The 19,731-nt window shown below is 67.5% G+C and carries 22 protein-coding genes; 14 read left to right on the top strand and 8 right to left on the bottom strand.

What is annotated here, in order from left to right:
- Positions 1 to 65: 65 nt before the first annotated feature.
- The 3 genes from PCK14_RS07710 to eno are packed head-to-tail and all read left to right on the top strand — an operon-like array spanning position 66 to position 3,405.
- A complete protein-coding gene (locus tag PCK14_RS07710; RefSeq protein WP_269937891.1) occupies positions 66 to 1,115 on the top strand; it encodes a mannonate dehydratase in 1,050 nt (349 codons plus the stop codon).
- Positions 1,115 to 2,143 (top strand): phosphotransferase family protein, encoded by a 1,029-nt coding sequence (locus PCK14_RS07715; protein ID WP_269937892.1) that lies wholly within the window; start codon positions 1,115 to 1,117, stop codon positions 2,141 to 2,143. The genes PCK14_RS07710 and PCK14_RS07715 overlap by 1 nt, the downstream gene beginning before the upstream one ends.
- A complete protein-coding gene (eno, locus tag PCK14_RS07720; RefSeq protein ID WP_269937893.1) occupies positions 2,140 to 3,405 on the top strand; it encodes a phosphopyruvate hydratase in 1,266 nt (421 codons plus the stop codon). The genes PCK14_RS07715 and eno overlap by 4 nt, the downstream gene beginning before the upstream one ends.
- Before the next feature lie 9 nt (positions 3,406 to 3,414).
- Here the strand turns inward: eno and PCK14_RS07725 are convergent, their stop codons facing one another.
- Entirely contained in the window at positions 3,415 to 4,407 is a 993-nt protein-coding gene (locus PCK14_RS07725; RefSeq protein ID WP_269937894.1) for a LacI family DNA-binding transcriptional regulator, read from the bottom strand.
- Positions 4,408 to 4,564: 157 nt separating this feature from the next.
- Here PCK14_RS07725 and PCK14_RS07730 point away from each other — a divergent pair, with 157 nt between their 5' ends.
- The 5 genes from PCK14_RS07730 to PCK14_RS07750 all read left to right on the top strand — a co-directional run bounded on the left by PCK14_RS07730 (position 4,565) and on the right by PCK14_RS07750 (position 9,490).
- Positions 4,565 to 5,386, top strand: coding sequence for an ABC transporter permease (locus tag PCK14_RS07730; protein ID WP_269937895.1), 822 nt, complete (start codon positions 4,565 to 4,567; stop codon positions 5,384 to 5,386).
- Positions 5,383 to 6,177 (top strand): ABC transporter permease, encoded by a 795-nt coding sequence (locus tag PCK14_RS07735; protein WP_269937896.1) that lies wholly within the window; start codon positions 5,383 to 5,385, stop codon positions 6,175 to 6,177. Before PCK14_RS07730 ends, PCK14_RS07735 begins: the two co-directional genes overlap by 4 nt.
- Entirely contained in the window at positions 6,174 to 7,196 is a 1,023-nt protein-coding gene (locus tag PCK14_RS07740; RefSeq protein ID WP_269937897.1) for an ABC transporter ATP-binding protein, read from the top strand. Before PCK14_RS07735 ends, PCK14_RS07740 begins: the two co-directional genes overlap by 4 nt.
- Before the next feature lie 75 nt (positions 7,197 to 7,271).
- Complete coding sequence (locus tag PCK14_RS07745) at positions 7,272 to 8,360, top strand: ABC transporter substrate-binding protein (RefSeq protein ID WP_269937898.1); 1,089 nt, start codon at positions 7,272 to 7,274, stop codon at positions 8,358 to 8,360.
- 11 nt (positions 8,361 to 8,371) lie between these two features.
- Positions 8,372 to 9,490 carry an adenosine deaminase family protein gene (locus tag PCK14_RS07750; RefSeq protein WP_269937899.1) on the top strand — a complete coding sequence of 373 codons (1,119 nt, stop codon included), beginning with the start codon at positions 8,372 to 8,374 and terminating at the stop codon, positions 9,488 to 9,490.
- Between the two features lie 99 nt (positions 9,491 to 9,589).
- On the opposite strand, the gene PCK14_RS07755 is transcribed toward PCK14_RS07750, so the two are convergent.
- From PCK14_RS07755 to PCK14_RS07765, 3 genes are all read right to left on the bottom strand, one after another.
- Positions 9,590 to 9,778 (bottom strand): antitoxin, encoded by a 189-nt coding sequence (locus PCK14_RS07755; protein ID WP_269937900.1) that lies wholly within the window; start codon positions 9,776 to 9,778, stop codon positions 9,590 to 9,592.
- Between the two features lie 169 nt (positions 9,779 to 9,947).
- Entirely contained in the window at positions 9,948 to 10,574 is a 627-nt protein-coding gene (locus PCK14_RS07760; protein ID WP_269937901.1) for a response regulator, read from the bottom strand.
- Complete coding sequence (locus tag PCK14_RS07765; RefSeq protein ID WP_269937902.1) at positions 10,567 to 11,745, bottom strand: sensor histidine kinase; 1,179 nt, start codon at positions 11,743 to 11,745, stop codon at positions 10,567 to 10,569. The genes PCK14_RS07760 and PCK14_RS07765 overlap by 8 nt, the downstream gene beginning before the upstream one ends.
- A gap of 209 nt (positions 11,746 to 11,954) precedes the next feature.
- Here PCK14_RS07765 and PCK14_RS07770 point away from each other — a divergent pair, with 209 nt between their 5' ends.
- Positions 11,955 to 12,512 (top strand): GlcG/HbpS family heme-binding protein, encoded by a 558-nt coding sequence (locus tag PCK14_RS07770; RefSeq protein ID WP_269937940.1) that lies wholly within the window; start codon positions 11,955 to 11,957, stop codon positions 12,510 to 12,512.
- A gap of 9 nt (positions 12,513 to 12,521) precedes the next feature.
- Positions 12,522 to 13,226, top strand: coding sequence for an ankyrin repeat domain-containing protein (locus PCK14_RS07775; protein WP_269937903.1), 705 nt, complete (start codon positions 12,522 to 12,524; stop codon positions 13,224 to 13,226).
- A gap of 31 nt (positions 13,227 to 13,257) precedes the next feature.
- Here PCK14_RS07775 and PCK14_RS07780 read toward each other — a convergent pair whose 3' ends face one another.
- Both PCK14_RS07780 and PCK14_RS07785 read right to left on the bottom strand, forming a co-directional pair.
- Positions 13,258 to 13,623 carry a YciI family protein gene (locus PCK14_RS07780; RefSeq protein WP_269937904.1) on the bottom strand — a complete coding sequence of 122 codons (366 nt, stop codon included), beginning with the start codon at positions 13,621 to 13,623 and terminating at the stop codon, positions 13,258 to 13,260.
- 84 nt (positions 13,624 to 13,707) lie between these two features.
- Entirely contained in the window at positions 13,708 to 14,205 is a 498-nt protein-coding gene (locus PCK14_RS07785; RefSeq protein WP_269937905.1) for an SRPBCC family protein, read from the bottom strand.
- A 106-nt stretch (positions 14,206 to 14,311) separates the two neighbouring features.
- On the opposite strand from PCK14_RS07785, the gene PCK14_RS07790 reads away from it, so the two are divergent.
- Positions 14,312 to 14,725 (top strand): hypothetical protein, encoded by a 414-nt coding sequence (locus PCK14_RS07790; protein ID WP_269937906.1) that lies wholly within the window; start codon positions 14,312 to 14,314, stop codon positions 14,723 to 14,725.
- A 57-nt stretch (positions 14,726 to 14,782) separates the two neighbouring features.
- On the opposite strand, the gene PCK14_RS07795 is transcribed toward PCK14_RS07790, so the two are convergent.
- Positions 14,783 to 15,274: a GNAT family N-acetyltransferase gene (locus PCK14_RS07795; protein ID WP_269937907.1), complete on the bottom strand. Its 492-nt coding sequence runs from the start codon at positions 15,272 to 15,274 to the stop codon at positions 14,783 to 14,785.
- Positions 15,275 to 15,410: 136 nt separating this feature from the next.
- Here PCK14_RS07795 and PCK14_RS07800 point away from each other — a divergent pair, with 136 nt between their 5' ends.
- From PCK14_RS07800 to PCK14_RS07810, 3 genes are read left to right on the top strand one after another with little or no spacing between them, the layout of a single operon-like run.
- Positions 15,411 to 17,252 carry a PAS domain-containing sensor histidine kinase gene (locus PCK14_RS07800; protein ID WP_269937908.1) on the top strand — a complete coding sequence of 614 codons (1,842 nt, stop codon included), beginning with the start codon at positions 15,411 to 15,413 and terminating at the stop codon, positions 17,250 to 17,252.
- Entirely contained in the window at positions 17,249 to 18,913 is a 1,665-nt protein-coding gene (locus tag PCK14_RS07805; RefSeq protein ID WP_269937909.1) for an FAD-dependent oxidoreductase, read from the top strand. The genes PCK14_RS07800 and PCK14_RS07805 overlap by 4 nt, the downstream gene beginning before the upstream one ends.
- Before the next feature lie 40 nt (positions 18,914 to 18,953).
- On the top strand, positions 18,954 to 19,310 hold the full coding sequence (locus PCK14_RS07810; RefSeq protein WP_269937910.1) for a nuclear transport factor 2 family protein: 357 nt from the start codon (positions 18,954 to 18,956) through the stop codon (positions 19,308 to 19,310).
- A 79-nt stretch (positions 19,311 to 19,389) separates the two neighbouring features.
- Here PCK14_RS07810 and PCK14_RS07815 read toward each other — a convergent pair whose 3' ends face one another.
- A complete protein-coding gene (locus tag PCK14_RS07815; protein WP_269937911.1) occupies positions 19,390 to 19,695 on the bottom strand; it encodes a heavy-metal-associated domain-containing protein in 306 nt (101 codons plus the stop codon).
- Positions 19,696 to 19,731 lie beyond the last annotated feature (36 nt).

The raw sequence follows: 19,731 nt of genomic DNA on the forward strand, positions 1-19,731 counted from the left end.
CGCCCCTGCACCGCATGCACGGGCACATTTACTTTTGAAAACACCAAAACAGGAGTTATGCAGCAATGATCCAACTCAGTGAATTCCTTCCGCCGCGGCCCGAGAACTCGTGGAAGCTCATCCGCCAGGCTGGCGTCAGCAACGTGGTGGGCGTCCTCAATGGCGCCGAGCAGGACCAGCGCATGTTCGCCTCGGTGGGCAGCGCCGGTTGGAAGGCCGACGACCGCAACGAGGTGCCGTGGAGCGTTGCCGCGATCAAGCGCAACATTGAGATCTACGAGCAGTGGGGCTTCAAGCTCATCGCCACCGAGGACACCGCGCCGATGGACAAGGTGCGCCTGGGCCTGGACGGGCGCGACGAGCAGATCGAGAACTTCATCGAGCAGATCCGCTCGCTGGGCCAGCTGGGCATCCCCACCATGGCCTACAACTGGATGGCGCTGAGCAGCTGGGGCCGCACCGACAACGCCATCGTGGACCGCGGCGGCGCCCTGGTCACGGGCTACAACCGGGCCGTGGCGCAGGGCGGCGAGCAGTTGGCCGAGGCCGGCCTCCACACCCCCGAACAAATGTGGAGCGCGCTGGACTACTTCCTGCAGGCCGTTGTCCCCGAGGCTGAAAAGGCCGGCGTCCGCCTGGCGATGCACCCGGATGACCCGCCGCAGCTCATGGACCGTGGCGTGCCGCGCATCATGAGCTCGGTGGGGAACTTCCGCCGCTTCCTGGAGCTGTACCCCTCCGACTACAACGGCACCACGTTCTGCCAGGGCAACTTTGCCCTCATGAACGAGGTCATCAGCGGCGAGACCTCCATCCCGGCACTGATCCGCGAATTCGGCACGGCAAAGATCCCGTTCGTGCACTTCCGCGACGTGCGCGGCACCGTTGAGCAGTTCCAGGAAACATTCCACGACGACGGCCAGACGGACATGGCCGAGTGCATGCGCGCCTACGCCGAAATCGGCTTCGAAGGTGCCATGCGCCCTGACCACGTTCCCACCATGGAGGGCGAAAGCAACGGCCGCCCGGGCTACGAAACCCTGGGCCGGCTCTTCGCGATCGGTTACATCCGGGGCCTGGAGCATTCCGCCTACGGCCACCCGTCCACGCGCTAATGCCTGCACCCAACACTGTGCTTGACGCTGAGCTGGCCGAGGCCAGGACCATTCTGGAACGAATGGGCCTGGCCCGGCCGGGCGAGGCGCTGGACATTGAGCCGCTGACCGGCGGGGTGTCCAGCGACATCTGGCGGATCCGCAAGGCCGTCGGCACCTTTGTGCTGAAGAAGGCCCGCGAGCAACTGAAGGTCGACGCCGAATGGCACGCACCCATTGACCGCGGCGCGGCCGAGGCAGCCTGGCTGGCCTTTGTGGCCGACGTTGCTCCCGGCCACGCGCCTGCCGTTCTGGCGGTGGACGAGCCGAGCTTCGCCATGGCGTTGGAGTACCTTGACGCTGACACCTTCGCGAACTGGAAGAACCAGCTCCTGGCCGGACACGTCGATCCGCGCGCAGCCGCAGCCGTGGGCCGGACGCTGGGGCGCATCCACGCCGCCAGCACCCGCACGGCCGGCCTCGCGGAGCAGTTCGCGAACCAGGAACTGTTCGAGTCGCTGCGCATTGAGCCGTACCTGCGGCGCACGGCCCAGGCCGTCCCCGAGGTGCGGGAGGAGCTTGGGCGCATCATTGAGGGGCTGGAATCCACCCAACTGGCGCTGGTGCACGGCGACCTCAGTCCGAAGAACATCCTGGTGGGGGAGGGCGACGGTGTTCCTCACCCCGTGATTCTCGACGCTGAATGCGCCACCTGGGGTGATCCGGCCTTTGACGCGGCGTTCTGCCTCACCCACCTGGCCATCAAGGAACTCCACCTGCCGGCCCACGCTGCGGATCTGCGCACGGCGGCCCTCGCCTTCGAGGCGGCGTACCTCGCCGAAGTCACCTGGGAAGAGGTGGAATCCACCGGCTCACGCATCGGCCGGATCCTTCCCGCACTGGTGCTGGCCCGGATGGCTGGGGCCTCGCCCGTTGAATACCTCGAGCCTGAAGAACGCGCGGCACTTGCGGCATTGGCCATCGCCGCCCTCCGTTCCGGGGACAGCCTCTGGGACACCATGGACAACACGACAGGAAACAAGCAATGAGCAGCAACATCACGGCCGTGCGCGGCCGCGAAGTGTGGGACTCCCGGGGCCTGCCCACGGTTGAGGTCGAGATTGAAACGAAAAACGGCACCTTCGGCCGCGGCATCGCACCGGCCGGGGCCTCAACGGGCAGCCGGGAGGCCGTTGAACTGCGCGACGGCGGAACCCGGCTGGGCGGCAGGGGAGTCTCCCGCGCCGTCGAACTCGTCAACACGCTCGTGGCACCGGCCCTGTTGGGGCACGACACCGCCGACCAGGCCGGTATCGACGCGATCCTGGACGGCCTGGACGCGGACCCGGCCCGCAGCAACATTGGCGGCAACACGGTGACGGCGGCCTCGCTCGCGGCCCTCCATGCCGCGGCGGCCGTGCGCGGCATCCCCAGCTGGCAGGTGCTCAACGAGGCGCCGACGCAGATCCCGCGGCCGCAGATCCAGATCATGGGCGGCGGCGCGCACGCCGCGCACCGCACGGCCGTGCAGGACTTCATGGTCTATCCGCTCAGTGCCACCAGGATTGCCGATGCGCTGGCCCAGGTGGCCGAGGTGTACCTCTCGGTGGGTGAGATCATGGCCGCCCGCGGGCCCCGGCACGGCGTGGCCGACGAGGGCGGGCACTGGCCAGATGTGTCCGGGACCGAGGACGCCCTGGACGTGCTGGTGGCCGGCATCGAGCGGGCGGGGCTGCGGCCCGGGGTGGACATGGGCATCTCGCTGGACATTGCCGCAAGCCAGTTCCAGTCCAACGGCCTGTACCGGGTGGGCGGGGTTGACCACGGCACGGCCGAATGGATCGAAAAGCTGCTGGCCATCTGCCGCGCCTACCCTGTCATCACCATGGAGGACCCGGCCGACGAGGACGACTCCCACGGCATGCGCCTGGCAGTGGCGGGGGCCGCCACGGTGATTGTGGGCGATGACTACCTGGTGACCAATGCCCAGCGGGTGCGCGATGCCGCGGCCGCCCGTGAGGTGGATTCGGTGCTGGTCAAGGTCAACCAAGTGGGCACCGTGACGGGCGGGGCGGCGGCCGTGGTGGCCGCCCGCGAGAACGGGCTGAGCGTCATAGTCTCGGCCCGCTCCGGCGAAACGGAGGACACCTCCGTGGCGCACCTGGCCACCGGCTGGGGTGCGGACATTGTGAAGGTTGGCTCCATCACCCGCAGCGAGCGGACAGCCAAGTGGAACGAGTTGATCCGCATTGACGAGGCATTGGGTGGGCTGCCGCTGGCACCTGTGGTGACGCGGCGGGCGCAGCCCTAGGCGGCCGGCTCAGGTCCAGAGCACCGGAACGGGAAGGCGCTCACGCTTTTCGCTGCTGACGCCCAGGATTCCCTGGCGGCCCTGCTCGTGGGCAGCGGCCTGGGCCGCACCGATCTGGGCCACCAGCCTGTCCATCGCCATGCTGCCCAGCAGCTCGCCGTCCACGTTGATCGACGGCGCCCGGCTCATGCCCAGGGAGGCGATCAGCACCTCGTCGGCACTCACCACGATGTCCTCGGGCACCCGGACGCCGCGGGCCTGCAGGCCGTGCATCAGGCCCAGGGAGATGGCCGAGGAGTAGGAGATGACGGCGGTCGCCCCCGAGCGGACAACGGCGTCGACCACGCCGAAGCCGGCCGCAAAGGTTGGATCGAAGGTCCCGAACTCGCTCAGCTCGGCACGGTCGGCCAGGGCGCCGCGCACGGCACGCGTGCGCTGCTCGTTTTGCCACGAGTTGTCCGGCCCGCCGATGAAGGCGATGTTCCTGTGTCCCTGCGCGGCAAAGCTCTCGGCCAGGGCCCGGAAGGCGCCCTCGGTGTCGGCGACCACGGAAGGGACGGTGTCAATCTCCCTGTCGATGAGAACGCTGGGCTTCAGGGAGCAGATGTCCAGGATGGTTGCGTCATTGCCCTTGGGGGCCGCGATCAGGAACCCGTCAACCTGCCTCGAGAGCAGCCGCAGTGCCTCCGCGTCGGCCTCGGTGGCGACGCCGTTGACCACAATGGTCAGGTGCAGTTCGGATTCGTTCGCCCGGATTTGGGCACCCCGCACGATGGGGGTGAAAAAGCTGTTTTCCAGCGTGGGAACCACCATGGCCACCAGCCCGGAACGGCCCGAGGCCAGTGCCGTCGCTGCCCGGTTGGGGAAGAAGGCGAGCGTTTCGGCAGCCGAACGGACACGGTCGGCTGTTGACCTGGCCACGAGTTCCGGCTTGCCCAGGGCGCGCGACGCCGTGGACTTTGAGACGCCGGCCAATTTCGCGACATCTTCCAAGGTTGCCAATGCTTTCCCCAATCCGTTCCGCATGCCCGCTGTACGGTCACATGCTGTTCCGCCTTTGCGATTCTGACACAACCTACTCTATGCTTCTTGCAACCGGTACCACAACCGGTTCCACAACCGATTGCAATCATCCATCAACGAGGATCTCATGTCAGCCATGTCGCGAAAACCCTTGTTCCTGCTGTTGCCAGGACTGATCTTCATCCTGTTGGGGTTCGCGATTCCCTCCGGAATCATGCTCTTCGCCCCGCCGGGGGTGGGCACGGGTGAGATCTTTGTCCGCCTCGGCGAGATGCTCACCGACCCCTTCGAACAGGCCATCATTCTGCGCACCTTGGGCCTGGGCTTGATCGTCATGGCCATTTGCCTCATCCTCGGCTTTCCGATCGCCTACCTCCTGGCGCGGTCCACCTCGCGGTACGCCGGCGTGTGGCTTGCCCTGGCCATCTTTCCGCTGCTGCTGAGCAACGTGGTGCGCACCTTCGGCTGGATCGTGATCCTGGGCAGCAAGGGTGCCCTGGGGCAGCTCATCGTCTTCCTCGGGTTCGCCGACGAAGCACCCCAGCTGCTGTACACCGAACTTGCCATTGTGCTTGGCCTGACCCAGCTGTTCCTGCCGCTGGCCATCATTTCCTGCTACTCCGCCGTGGCCCAGGTTGACGCCGGCCTCGACGACGCCGCCCGCGGCCTCGGCGCCAGCAAGACCCGGACATTGTGGACCGTGGTGATTCCGCTCTCCGCCCCCGGCCTGGTGGTGTCAGCCACGCTCGTGTTCGCCGGCTCCGCCACCGCCTACACAACCCCGTACCTGCTTGGCGGCTCCGCCAACCGGATGCTCTCCACCGAGCTGTTCTCCTACTCGGCCGTCACGGTCGACTGGGCCTCCGCATCGGCCACCGCCTTGATCATGACGATCCTCGTGTTCCTCGTTTCCGGCGTTTCCTCCCTGGCCACTCGCAGAAAGGGGATGGTTTCGTGAAAGGCCGCCCACTGATCGGCACCTTAGCGGTGCTGGGCTACATCATCATGATCGTGCCCATCCTCTTCGTTGTGGCAATCTCGTTCACCGACAGCCAGACGCTGAGCTTCCCGCCCAAGGGCTTCACCCTGCGCTGGTTCGGCGAGGCAGCCTCCTACGCGCCGTTCACCTCGGCGCTGCTGAACAGCCTGGGCCTGGCCATTGTCTCCACGGCGTTGGCACTGGCAATCGGCATCCCCGTCACGCTCGCCATCCAGCGCGGCAAGATCCCCGGCAAGTCACTTGTCGAGGGACTGTTCCTCTCACCCCTGGTGGTCCCGGAGCTGGTGGTTGGCCTGGCCCTGTACCAGCAGATCATGGTGGGGCTGCAGCAAACCTCGCTCGTGGCGCTCGTCATTGGCCACACCATCATCCTCATGCCCTACGCGGTCAGGGTGACCGGGGCGTCCCTTGCCCTGGCCGACCCCTTCGTGGAGGAGGCCGCACGCGGCCTTGGCGCATCCCCGTTCAAGACCTTCATGACCGTGACACTGCCTCTGCTGCGTCCGGGCATCTTCTCGGCGGCACTGCTGAGCTTCATCACCTCGTTCAACAACGTGCCCATGTCGCTGCTTCTGCAGAGCCGGAAGTTCCACACGCTCCCCATCAGCATGCTCGATTACATCCAACAGTCCTATGACCCGATGATCGCTGCCATGTCGACACTTCTTCTCGCCGGAACCATTGTGATCGCCATTGTGGCTGAACGCACGGTCGGCTTCGCCAAGATCTTTGGAGGCATCAACAAATGACCATTGCAGCGGAATTCATCGGCGTCAGCCAGTCATTCGGCGACTTCCTCGCCGTCGACAACCTCGATTTGAAGATCGAGGAAGGCAAGCTGACAACCCTCCTGGGCCCCAGCGGCTGCGGCAAGACCACCACCTTGCGCATGCTGGCCGGCTACGGAACCCCCACCAAGGGCCGCATCACGATCGGCGGCAAGGACGCAACCACGCTGCCGCCGGAAAAGCGCAACCTGGGCATGGTGTTCCAGTCCTACGCCCTGTTCCCGCACATGACAGTGGCCGAAAACGTGGCGTACGGCCTGAAGATCCGCAAGGTGGCCCAGCCGGAGCGCACCAAGCGCGTCATGGAAAGCCTCGAGCTGGTGGGCCTGGCACACCTTGCCGGGCGCCGCCCCAAGGCACTCTCGGGCGGGCAACAGCAGCGCGTTGCACTGGCCCGCGCCATCGCCATCCGCCCCGCCCTCCTGCTGCTCGACGAGCCGCTCTCCAACCTCGATGCACGCCTGCGCGTTCAGATGCGCAGCGAGATCCGCCGCATCCAGGCCGAGACCAGCCTCTCGGTGGTGCTCGTGACGCACGACCAGGATGAGGCACTGGAAATGTCAGACACCATGGTGCTGATGCGCGAGGGCAAAATCATGCAGCAGGGCGCCCCCGAGCAGGTGTTCCCGGCCCCGGCCAACCGATTTGTGGCCGAGTTCCTCGGCTACGAGAACTTCATCGTCGACCCCACGCGCGGCCTGCTCACGGTCCGGCCCGAGCACCTGCGCGTGGCCTCCGGCGAGACCGAGCCTGCGCTCGCGTCCGCCGGGCTGGCGCTGCCCGCCACCGTCACCAGCTCTGCCTACCGCGGCGTCGACCTGGTCATCACCACGGCGGTTGTCAATGCCGCCGGTGAAGAAGTTCCGCTCGTTTCCACGGTGCGCCGCGACTCCCTGGCCGCCGGCTTCGCGGGCCACAACCGCGGTGACAAGGTCACCGTCTACACGCGCGAGGTAGACCTCGTCTCGCTGCCCGGCTGACACACGGCCCCGCCGCTGCGCACACCCTGCAACACCCCCCCCGGCACGACCCACCTGCAAGTTAGGAAAAGCACAATGTTCAAATCTCGACTCACCCGCACGGGTGCGATCCTTGCGGCCTCCGCCATCGTCGCAACCGTCGCCGGCTGCTCGGCAACCGCCCCCGACGCCGGCGCAGGCGCCGACGATGCGGCCGGCACCACGATCGTCGTGAGCACCTTCCCCTTCGGCGTTGAAGAGATGAAGAAGGCCATCGTCGAGCCGTTCGAGAAGTCCACCGGAATCAAGGTTGAGATCGACACGGGCAGCAACAGCGAGCGTCTGTCCAAGCTGGAACTCAATGGCAAGAACTCGGACATTGACGTCATGCTGATCTCCGACTTCTACGCCGCACTGGGCCAGGAAAAGGGTGTGTTCCAGCAGCTGGACGCCAATGCCGTCCCGAACCTCGCCACGATCCCCGACTTCGCCAAGGACCCGCAGTTCATGGGCCCGGCCTACAGCTTCCAGCTCAACGGAACCTTGTTCAACACCGAAAAGCTCACCGCCGCCAAGGCTGCCGACTGGGCACTCTACGGCGACAAGGCCAATGCCGGCCGCACGGCCCTGCCGGACATTTCCGTGACCGCCGGACAGCTCACCGTCTCGGCTGTTGGCGAGAGCTACGGCTCCGGGCCCTACGATGTTGACGCAGCCTTCAAGACCATGGCCGGCTGGGCCCCCAACACGCTGCAGTTCTACAAGTCCTCCACCGAGGTGACGAACCTGCTGCTGCAGGGAGAGATCGTGGCAGCACCGACCCTCAGCGGCTTCGCCACCAGTCTGGTCGCCGCCGGTGAGCCGATCGCCTGGACCGCACCCAGCAAGGGCCGCTACATGGCCACCAACCGGGCCATGGTTCCCGCCGGCGCACCCAACCTGCCCGGCGCGCAGAAGTTCATCGACTACCTGCTCTCGGTTGAGGCCCAGACCGCTTCCGCTGACGTGGTGGGTGACCTTCCGGTGAACCCGGGCGCAACCGTTCCCAAGCAGCTCACCGACATCGTGGGTCCGGCAGCAAAGGATCCCGTGGCGGCCGGCTACAAGACGCTGGACATGAAGACCATCGTTGCGAACCGCGATGACTGGACCAAGCGCTTTGCCCGCGAGGTCACGGCCCGCTAGGGCTGCCTGCCATGACGATAAACACCAATAGTCAGTTGAATTCTTACCTGGCACGCATCCCGAAGACAGATCTCCACTGCCACCTCATCGGCACGGTCCGGGCATCGACATTTGCCGAACTTGCCGTGCGGGAAAACCTGCCGCTGCCGGATGACGCCAAGCGCATCTTTGCCGACATCAACTCCCTGCCGCCGGACCCGGCGCTCTACCTGAACACCCGGGTCCCCGTCCCTCAGGGCCGCAGTGCGGACGAGCCCGAGGTGTCGTACTCGCTGTTCCAGGCCTCCAAATGGGTTGTCGAGTGCCTGCGCAGTGCCGATGACCTCACCCGCATCACCTATGAGGCCTTCGAAAGCGCACATTTGACCAGCTCCACGCGCCACCTCGAGCTGTTCTTCGATGCGGTTTCCCCGCAGACAGCCCACCTAGGCTACCGGGGCGTGACCGAGGCATATGCCGACGGAATTCGCATGGCCGAGCGGGACTTCGGAATGACCGGCCGGATGATTGCGGGCATCGACCGCAGCCAGAGCGGTGAGCATGCACTCTCCCTGGTGCGCCAGATGGTGGACAACCCCAACGACTACGTTGTGGGAATCGGCCTGGACAACCTGGAAACTGCGGGCCCGCCCGAGCGTTTCGAGGCGGCCTACAAGCTGGCCGGTGCGGCCGGGTTGAAGCGGACGGCGCATTCCTCCGAACACGCGCCCGTCGCCGTCAACACGACCACTTGCCTGGACGTGCTGGGCTGCGACCGGATCGACCACGGCTACTTTGTGCTTGAAGACGACGCCGTGGTGGAACGGTGCCGCGAGGAGCAGGTGGCATTCACGGGTGTCTTCACCACGTCCCGGCGCTCGTGGCGGCCGTGGCGCCGTGACTCGATCAAGGCCATGCTCGATGCTGGCCTGAACGTCATCCTCGCCTCCGACGATCCCGGGATGTTCCCGACGACGCTCGCCAACGAGTACCAGATCGCTTCGGACCAGCTCGGCCTTGGCCGGGAGAAGCTGCGTGCCATGTCAATGGCCGGCATTGAAGCCTCATGGGTTTCCGAGGAAGAGAAGGCCGCGATGCGGGCCCGTTTCACGGCCGAATTCGACGCCCTTGAGCGGGAGTTCTTCGCATAACCGGCACGGCTGCCACCCAGGCGGCATTGCGGATTGAACAGAAGAAGGCGGGTTGCCGGCCAATGTGGCCGGGAACCCGCCTTCCTGTGCTTGCCGGGGCTACTTGCCTTCGTTGCCGATGGCGCCGTCGATGGTGTCGCGGACCCCGTCGATCTGGCCTTCAAACTTGCCGCCGGTGACATCGTTGGCCAGGCCCGAGGCCTTGTCCAGGACGGTGTCGCTGATCTGCTCGCCCTGCTCGGAACCCAAGAGGTCCTTGGCCTTGTTGATGATGTCGTCAATTCCCATAGCAATATCCTCCGCAAACGTTGAATGTCTCCCCCCAATGAAGGTGACATTTTGATTCTGCACCAGCGGGCCCAATGGCGTCCAGAACGTTGCTCGTGTTTCGGCCTCCATTTTGCGCAATGCCCAAGTTCTAGCCAAGTGGCCAGTGGGTACTTGCCCCGCCGGAACGTCAGCGCATGCCCTCGCGGCGGATTGCCGTGGCAATGGCTGCAGCCCTGGTTTCCACTCCGAGCTTGGCGTAAATGTGGGCCAAATGGGTCTTGACGGTTGCCTCGGAAATGAACAGGCGCTGGCTCAGCTCCTTGTTGCTCAGGCCCTCGATCAGCAGGCTCAGCAGCTCGGCCTCCCGCGGCGTCAGCACCTCCCCGGGGTTGCGCAGCTGCTGGAACAGCCGCGATGCCACGGGCGGGCTCATGACGCTTTTCCCCTGGACGGCACCCCGGACAGCCGAGAAGATCTCCTCCGGCGCCGCATCCTTGAGCAGGTACCCCATGGCCCCGGCGTCCACCGAGCGCACAATGTCGGCATCGGAGTCGTAGGTGGTGAACACCAGCACAGCCTGCCGGCCGTTGATCCGCCGCACGGCCTTGATGGCCTCAATGCCGTCCATCCCGTCACCCATGGCCAGGTCCATCATGACCACCGCCGGACGGTGCACCTGAAAAGCCTCCAGTGCAGCCTCTCCGGAGGCCGCCTCCGCGACAACCTCGATGTCCGGCTGGGTGCCCAGGAGTGCCTTGAGCCCGCTGCGCACCACCAGGTGGTCGTCCACCAAAAGCACTGAAATCTTAGTCATTTTCGAATTCCCCCGTCGGAAGTTGGGCCGCAACAATGGTCCCCTCGCCGGGTGTGCTCTCCACCGAGAAGACCCCGCCCAGCTGTTCCACCCGCGCCCTCATGGCACGCAGACCGTAGCCCCCGGATTCCGACGGCGGGGCCGTGCGCCCCAGCTCGAAGCCGGCGCCGTCGTCGTAAATGTCCAGGGTGACGGCGCCGGGCAGGAAGCCAAGGGTGATGGTTGCCTGTGCGGGCCCGGCATGGAGCTTGATGTTTGCGCAGGCGCTCTGGACCATGCGGACCAGGGCATGCCGCACATCGGCGGCAACGGGCTGCTCGTCGCCTGTTTCCTGCACATGGACTTCGGGCACGTAGATCGAGGCGGCCTGCCGCAGCGCCTCGGCGAGCGGCACGCCGTCGGGCACGGGGGTGGCCAGGTCATGCACCAGGCTCCGGGTGTCGGCAAGGTTCTGCCGCAGCATGCTGCCGGCCCTGGCCACGTCTTCCTTGGCCTGGGGGCCGGGCCAGGACCGGCTCGCCGCCTCCAGCAGGAGCACGCTGCTGGCCAGCCCCTGGGTCACGGTGTCGTGGATTTCCCGGGACACCCGCTCACGCTCGGCCACGGTGCCGGCGCGGCGCTCGCTGGCGGCCAGCTGCGCCTGGGCCGCGGAAACCTCTGCATGCAGCCGGCGTTGTTCCCGGGCACCGTGTTCAATGCTGTCGAAGATCAAGGCCAGCATGGCGCCCAGCGCCAGGGGGCCCAGCAGCATGGCGACGTCGGTGCCTCCGCTGAGCCGGAACAGCCCGATGGAGGTGGCAACGGCCATGGCCCCTGTGGCAACATGCGCCACGGGACCCGACAGCGCCGTCCGGCACAGAAAGAACAGGGCGAAGGAGCCCCACGCAAAACTCGGTGCCAGCAGCACCAGCGCCGACCACAGCCCCACCAGGGCGAACACCCACAGGGTGCGCGGCCGGCGTCGCCGGGCCAACACCGCAATGACGGCGTAAATGGCGCACACGGCCACACCAAGGGCCAGGACCCAGAGGTTTTCCGCCGGCCTGTGCCGCATGGTGTACCTGACGGCCGACGCCACCATGAGCAGGGCAAAACCAATATGCACGACGGCGTCGATCCTCCCGGCAAGGCTTGCGGGTGCCGGCGCCTGGGCCTGGTGTGTTGCGCTCATGGTCCCTTTCCGGGGCAGTTTGGTGCGTTCCCTCCATGCTAGGGCCTGCGCCATTGCCGGGGCCTCAGCCATTTGGCTGACACCGCCAGCCCCAGGGATGAGCACGCCCTCGACAAAGGCCCGATGCCCCCGGCCGCGGACCCCGGCACGATGGATTCATGGCCGCAGCACAGGCTGCCGGCCGCCTGCCAACCCACCAAGGAGCCACCGTGAAGAAGTCCAAGACCGTCCTGTCCATTGCCGCCGCTGCGGCGTTGCTGCTCACGGCCGGCGGCACGCTGGCAGCCAACGCCGTGGTGCCTTCCGCGGCACCGGCCGCGCAGCCCGCGGCAGAGGTCCAGGTGTCAGCCGCCAACGCTGTGGCCCAGAACCGCGTTTCGGTGGGGGCTTCGGCCAAGGCGGTCGGGGCCGCGCTGGCCAAGTGCCAGGCGGACAAGCTGCCGTTCGTGACGGTGGCGCTCGTGGACCGCTTCGGCACCGTCCAGGCCATCCTGCGCGGCGACAACGCCGCCGAGCACACCATCGAGGCCGCCAAGCAGAAGGCGTACACGGCCGCCGCGTTCGGCGCCCCCACCAGCGAGCTGGCCAAGCGCATCAAGGGCAACGGCCCCAGCATCGCCGACCTGCCCGGCACCCTCTTCCTCCCCGGCGGCGTGCCGCTGAAGGTCAACGGCGTCTCCGTGGCCGGCATCGGTGTGGGCGGCGCCCCCGACGGCATGCTGGATGAGGCCTGCGCCGCTGCCGGCGCCGCGGCCCTGGCCAACTAGGCTAGCCCCATGGTGACCACCAAACCCAGGGGCGGCCGCGCGGCACTACTGGCCGCGGCCGCCCTGCTGGCCCTGTCCGGTTGCTCAGCGGTTGGCGGGACGACGGCGGGACCTTCCGTGCCGCCGTCGTCCGCGGCCACGAGCCAGGCGCCGGCAACCAGTCCCAGTGCAACACCCACCCCGCCGCCAACCACGCGGCCGGCACTCTCCCAGGAGGAACAAATGGACCTGGACCAGCAACTGGTTCTCGCCGCAAAGGCCAACGATTTGGCCCGCGTCACGGACCTCATCGAGGCAGGCGGAAACGTCAACGCGAAGGACTCCATCCAGGACTCGGCCTTCCTGTACGCGGGTGCCGAGGGCTTCAACGAGATCCTGGAACTCACGATCGCCAAGGGGGCCGACGTTTCGAGCACCAACCGCTACGGCGGGACGGCGCTCATTCCCGCCAGCGAGCACGGGCACGTTGACACGGTGCGGATCCTGATCGCCGCGGGTGTCCCGGTCAACCACGTCAACAACCTGGGCTGGACGGCCATGCAGGAGGCCGTGCTGCTCAACAACGGCGGGCCCAGGCAGCAGGACGTGGTCCGGCAGCTGCTGGATGCCGGCGCCGACCCGGACATCCGGGACCCGCAGGGGCGCACGGTCCTGGAGAACGCCCGCATGCTCGGCTTCGGCGAAATCGCGGCAATCATCGAGCAGCACGGCTAATACGGCCCGGCGGCCCGGTGCCGGTGGCAGCCTAGGCGGGATCGTCCTGGAAGGCGCGGAGCTCGACCTGTCCGGCGCAGGCCCTGGAGGCGGCCTTGGCCCACTCCAGGGCGGCGTCGGGGCCTGCCGCCTCGATGACCCAGAAACCGCCCAGGTACTCCTCAGGCAGGGTGGCCGGACCATCCGTGACGACGGCGGACTCGCCTGTGTTGTCCACGGTGGTGGCCGTCTGGATGGGCTGCAGGCCGCCGGCAAAAACCCAGGCGCCTTCGGCGCGGAGCTTGTTGTTGAAGGCCTCCACGGCGTCGATGATGGGCTGGATGACCGCCGGGTCCATGTTTTCCATGGTCGGCGCCTCGGCCGTGTTGTGGCTTACCGAGATCAGGTACTGCGTCATGCTGCGCTCCTGTTTTGCCTGGGTTTGGGTGGCTTGCTGCCACTCTACCGAGGGGCCGGCGGCCGCGGATAGGGTGTTGGCGCCTCAGCTTCGGGGCTGTGCAAGGTAGGCCCGCAGGCCCTCCTCGCCGCGGCGCATGAGGCCGTCATGGGCGTGCTTGAACACGGGGCCCGCCACCGGATCGAGAAGCCGCATCCACCGGGGCGTGGGCCGCACCCGCCACTCGATGTCCAGCCGGGTGCTGCCGTCGGCGAGGCTCGACAGGGTGACGCGGCCCCGGCCCGCCAGGTCGCCGGTGGCGTCGAAGGCAATCCTGTCCGGGCGCTCGACCAACGTGGGGTGGCAGGCGACTTTCAATGTGTAGCCCAGCGCCGCCTTGAAGTTCAGGGTGGCCGTGGTGGCCAGCAGCCGTTCCCGTGGATCGGTGCTGGGCGGGGCGGTTTGCGTGTTGGGCTTGCCCCGGGAGCAGCCGGGCCACCAGAGCTGCCACGACATGGCAGGATCGGCAATGACTTCCCAGACCTCCTCCCTGCTGTTCGGAATGGTCCAGGTGGAGCTGAGGTCATAGAGCCGGGCTGCCATGGGGAAATTCTTGCACAGCGCAGCCGAGCAGGATCCAAGAAGCCCGGACGGCGGCCGGTGCCTAGAGTGGACCTTGTAACCGACCCAAGGATGTAAGGATCTCGCCATGACCAACACGACGTTCAGCAAAGAGGAAAAGGCCGCCATGCGGGCGGCCGCAGCCGAAGCCAAGGCCGCCAAGGCCGGTGCCGACATGGAGGCTGCCTGCGCCGCCGCCATTGCCGAGATGACAGGCACCGACAAGGAACTTGCCGAGACCCTTGACCGGCTCGTCCGCGAAAACACCACCCTCACGGGCAAGACCTGGTACGGCATGCCTGCCTACGTCAACGCCGCAGGCAAGGTGGTGGTGTTTCTTCAGCCCGCCGGAAAATTCAAGGCCCGCTACGCCACGATTGGCTTCCAGGAGGATGCACAGCTGGACGAGGGCAACCTTTGGCCCACCTCCTTTGCCGTCACCAAGCTGGACGCCGCCGAACAGAAGCAGCTGGCCGCCCTGCTGAAGAAAGCGGTCGGGTAGCGTCTTGATCAGCGTCATGGTGGGCAGCCGCAATGAGCGGCTGGCACCCGCCCTGGTCTACACCTCGGTGGCGTAGCCCGGAGCTGCCGGCATCACTTCCAGCCGCATGTAGACACTGTGCGGGTCCAGCGCGTAGTCCCCAAACGGTGGGCATTCGGTGAAGCCGTGCCGCAGGTACAGCCGGCGTGCCGGAGCAAAGAAACTGTCGCTGCCGGTCTCCAGCAGCAGCTGCCCGTAGCCGCGTTGGCGGGCCTCTTCGACCACCCGCGACAGGAGCAGGCCCGCAACACCGCGGCCGCGGGCGGCCGGTGCCGTCCGCATTGACTTGATCTCGCCCTGGCCGGCATTGAGTTCCTTCAAGGCCGCGCTGCCCAACAGCTCACCGGACTCGCGCGCCGTCCAGAACGTGATGCCCGGCCGCGCCAGCGCCGAATGGTCCAGGGCATGCACGCTCTCGACCGGCGAGGTGGCGGCCATGTCCAGCAGGTGCTCATCCAGCAGGCGCCGCACATCGTCCCGCAACGGGCTGTCTATTTCTATCGAAACCATGCAATCAATTTAGTTGCTCAACCACCGGGGGTTTCGACGGGCCCAGCCACCGGGGCCGGGCGCACGAATCCCATCGGGTGTATATTTCAAAAAACCGCCCGCCACCCGCGGGCGGAATTCCGCGAGGGAGCATCCGATGGCTCACGATGGGCTCGGAATTCAGTCATGGCCGCCCGCGGCCGCCGCCCAGCTGCTCAACCAAAGCGCCGACCTGGCCTGCGTCCTGGCGCCAGACGGCACCTTCCGGGAGGCCACCGGGGACTGGGTGGCCCTGCTCGGCTGGGGCGTGGATGAACTGCGCACCCGCAGCCTCGGTGACCTCATGCACGACGGCGGAGCTGCCGCGGCACTGGCGGAACTCGGCGGCGCAACGGGAGGGCCCGGCGTCGTCCGTTTCCAGGGCAGGGCCCTGGCAAAGGACGGCTCCAGCCGGTGGCTGCTGTGGACCGCGGCGGCCGTGCCGGGGGAGGCCGCCATCCGGGCCGTGGCGCGGGACGCAACGCCGGGGCACGAGGCCGAGGCGCTGGCCCGCGAGAGCGAGCGGCGCTACCAGGACCTCATTGAATCGGCCCACGACATTGTGCAGAGCATCCTGCCCGACGGGCACTTTGAGTTCGTCAACCGGGCCTGGCACAACGCGCTGGGCTACACCCCGGAGGAACTGCCGGGGCTCACGCTGTTCGACATCGTGGACCAGGTGGACCACGACCACTGCACGCTCATGATTGGGCAAATCATGAGCGGAAAGTCGTTCGACCGTGTCGAAATCACCTTCGTGACCAAGGGCGGGGAAACCTTCCCGGTGGAGGGAAACGCGACGGGCCGCTTCCGCGAGGGCGAGTTCGTGGCGACCCACACCTTCTTCCGGGACGTCAGCGACCGTAAGCAGGCCGAAGCCCTGCAGGCCGCCTACCAGCGGCAGCTCGAGGACGAGGTTGCCGAGCGCTCCGCGGCCCTGGTGCAGAGCGAAAAACTGGCCACGCTGGGCCGGCTCAGCGCCGGCATGGCCCACGAGCTGAACAACCCCGCCGCCGCGGCACGGCGCGGCGCCGCGCTCCTCGAGGGCGCGTTCGCCAAGACGTGCGAAGCCCTGCTCAGCCTGGCCCGCGCCGCGCAAAGCCCGGCCGAGGCCGAGCTGCTGGCCCGGCTCCTGGACCATGCCGGCGAGGCCGAAGGGGAAGCCGAGACCGGGGGCGGGCGCCCGGAAACGGCGCCACTTGATCCCTTGCGCCGCGGCGACCTTGAGGCCGACGTTGAGGACTGGCTGGAATCGCACGGACTCAGCACGCTGTGGGATGCGGCGGGCCCCTTGGTGGACCTCGGGATGGATGGTTCGGGCCTGGACGAGCTCGCCGCAACCACCGAACCCGGCCACCTCGGCACAGCCATCGCCGCCCTGGCTCAGGCGCACACCGCCTACGGGCTCATCGCGCAGATTGGGCACGGCTCGGAACGGATCTCGCAGATCGTCGCCGCCCTCAAGGACTACAGCTACATGGACCGGGCACCCGTGCAGGACGTTGACATCCACGACGGGATCGAGGGAACCCTTGTCATGCTCGCCTCCAAGCTGCGGCTGGGCATCGAGGTGGTCCGCGACTACGGCCCCGGCGTGCCCCGCATAGAAACCCTGGGCAGTGAACTGAACCAGGTCTGGACCAACCTCATCGACAACGCCGCCGACGCCATGGGCGGGCTCGGCCGGCTCACGATCCGCACCCGGGCGGAGGAGGGAGGAGTGGCCGTTGAAATGGAGGACGACGGCGGCGGCATCGCACCCGACGCCGTGGGCAAGGTCTTCGAGCCGTTCTTCACCACCAAGCCGCCAGGGCAGGGGACAGGGCTGGGCCTGAACATCGTGTTCAACATGATCCGCGGCATGGGCGGCACCATCGAGGTTCAGTCGGCCCCCGGCCTCACCGTGTTCCGCGTGTGGCTGCCGCTGCGCCGCCCGGACGGCAAGGAGTCCACGCCATGAGCGAAGCGGCAGCCACCCCGCAACGCCCCGTCATACTCGCCGTCGACGACGATCCCGCAGTGCTCAGCGCGGTCCGCGGCGACCTGCGCGGCCGCTACGGCCGGCACTACCGGGTGCTGACCGCGTCCGGCGGGGCCGAGGCCATTGAGTCGCTGGAGCGGCTGAAAGTCAGGGGTGACCCGGTCGCGATCGTGGTTTCTGACCAGCGCATGCCGGAGGTGACAGGCACACGAGTGCTCAGCGCGGCCCTGGCCCTGTTCCCGGAGGTGCGCACCGTGCTGCTGACCGCGTACGCCGACACCGAGGTGGCCATCGGCGCCATCAACCAGCTGCACCTGGACTACTACATCCTCAAGCCGTGGGACCCGCCGGAGGAGCGGCTGTTCCCGGTGATCGACGACCTCCTGACGGACTGGCACGCGCACAACCAGCCCAGCTACGCCGTGACGCGCGTGGTGGGCAGCCGCTGGTCCGAGCCCACGCACCGGATCCGCGACTTCCTCCAGCGCAACCAAATCCCCATGAAGTGGTTCGACGTGGACGCCAGCGAGGAGGGGCGGGCCCTGCTGGAGGCGGCAGGCGACGACGGGCTGCCGCTGGTCATCACCCCCGACGGCACGGCGCTGCACATGCCCGACGTCGCCACGCTCGCCGCGGCGCTGGGCCACCGCACCCAGGCGGATGCCGAATCGTTCGACCTGGCCATTGTGGGCGCGGGGCCGGCGGGCCTGGCCGCCGCCGTCTACGGTGCCAGCGAGGGCCTGCGGACCGTCTGCGTTGAGCAACTGGTGGCGGGCGGACAGGCGGGGCAGTCGTCCCGGATCGAGAACTACCTGGGCTTTCCCGCGGGCATCTCGGGCTCGGACCTGGCCCGGCGGGCCGTGACCCAGGCGCGGCGCTTTCACGTTGACGTCCTGGCCCCGGCCTCCGTGGCAGGCCTGGACCTGGGCGGCCCGTACCCGCGGCTGGAACTGGCCGACGGTTCCACCATCAACTGCGGTGCCGTGATCCTGGCCTGCGGTGTGGCCTACAGCAGCCTGAATGTCCCCGGCAGCTCGGGGCTGGAAGGACGGGGCGTCTTCTATGGCGCCTCCCTGGGCGAGCGCGACACCGTGGCAGGGGAGGACATTGTTGTGGTGGGCGGGGCGAATTCGGCCGGGCAGGCCGCCGTCTACTTCTCCGACTACGCCCGCACGGTGACCATCCTGTGCCGCGCCGCGGAACTTGGCGCCAAGATGTCCGCGTACCTCGTTGACCAGATTGCCGCACGCCCCAACATTGTGGTCCGCTGCGGCGTGGCCATTGACTCGCTGGGCGGAGACGGCCGGCTCGAGTCCGTGGCCATCCGTGACGGCGCGGGCCCTGTGGAGGAACTTCCGGCGTCGGCCATGTTTGTGTTCATTGGGGCCTCGCCCCGGACCAATTGGCTGCCGCCGCAGATCGCCCGCGACGAACGCGGCTTCATCCTGACCGGGCCCGCCCTGGGCGGCCAGCGGCACAGCACGGCCGACGGCGACCGCGACCCGTATCTGTACGAAACGAGTGCGCCGGGCGTCTTTGCCGTGGGCGACGTGCGGGCGGGCTCGCTCAAGCGCGTGGCCTCGGCCGTGGGCGAGGGATCGGTTGCCGTGCAGTTCGTGCACCAGGTGCTGCGGAGCTGACCCTTGCGTTTTGCACAACCACAACGGAATGGAGCGAGTCATGGCGGTAACGCCACAGAAGGAACTGGTCCAGGAGTACTTTGAGGGATTCTCCGCCAGCGACCACCCGCGCATCCTGGCCACTCTGGCAGACGGCGTGGAATGGGTCATCCATGGCCACCGGACCACGCGCGGCAAGGCCGAATTTGACTCCGAGATTCAGGCGCCGGGGTTCTCCGGCAGCCCGGAACTGGCCATCGAGCAGCTGTTTGAGGACGGTCAGGTGGTCGTGGCAACAGGCATTGGCCGGGGCAACAGCGACGGGCACGGGCCGTTCCGCTTCGCCTTCAACGACGTCTTCACCTTCGACGGCGGGCTCATTGCCCGCGTCGAATCGTATGTGGTGCCGCTGGGCTGACGCCCGACGGCGGCAGAGGGGGTCTCGACAGGCTCGACCACCGACTGCCGCCGCCGACTGCCGCCGTGGGGGCCGTGGACTACGCCGTGACGGAGTACCCGGCGCCGGAGACGGCCGCGCGCACGGACTCGGCGCTGGCCGGACCGGCAACGGTCAGCGTGGAGGTGCCGCCGGCGACCAGCGCCACCGTGGCGGAGTCAACGCCGTCGAGCGCGGCCACGGCCTTCTGGACGGTTTGGACGCAGCTGCCGCAGGTCAGGCCCTCCACGCCGTAGGCGGTGCCTTCGGCGGGCGCGGATGCGGCCGGCGCGGGGGTGCAGCAGCCACAGGAGCTTTCGGCGGCCGGGGTCAGGGGGAGGTCGTTACGGATGTCTGTTCCGCACATATCGGTTTTCCTTTGAACGAAGGTGATGGTGTGCGT

Source organism: Arthrobacter sp. HY1533, assembly GCF_027568515.1.
Taxonomy (GTDB): Bacteria; Actinomycetota; Actinomycetes; order Actinomycetales; family Micrococcaceae; genus Specibacter.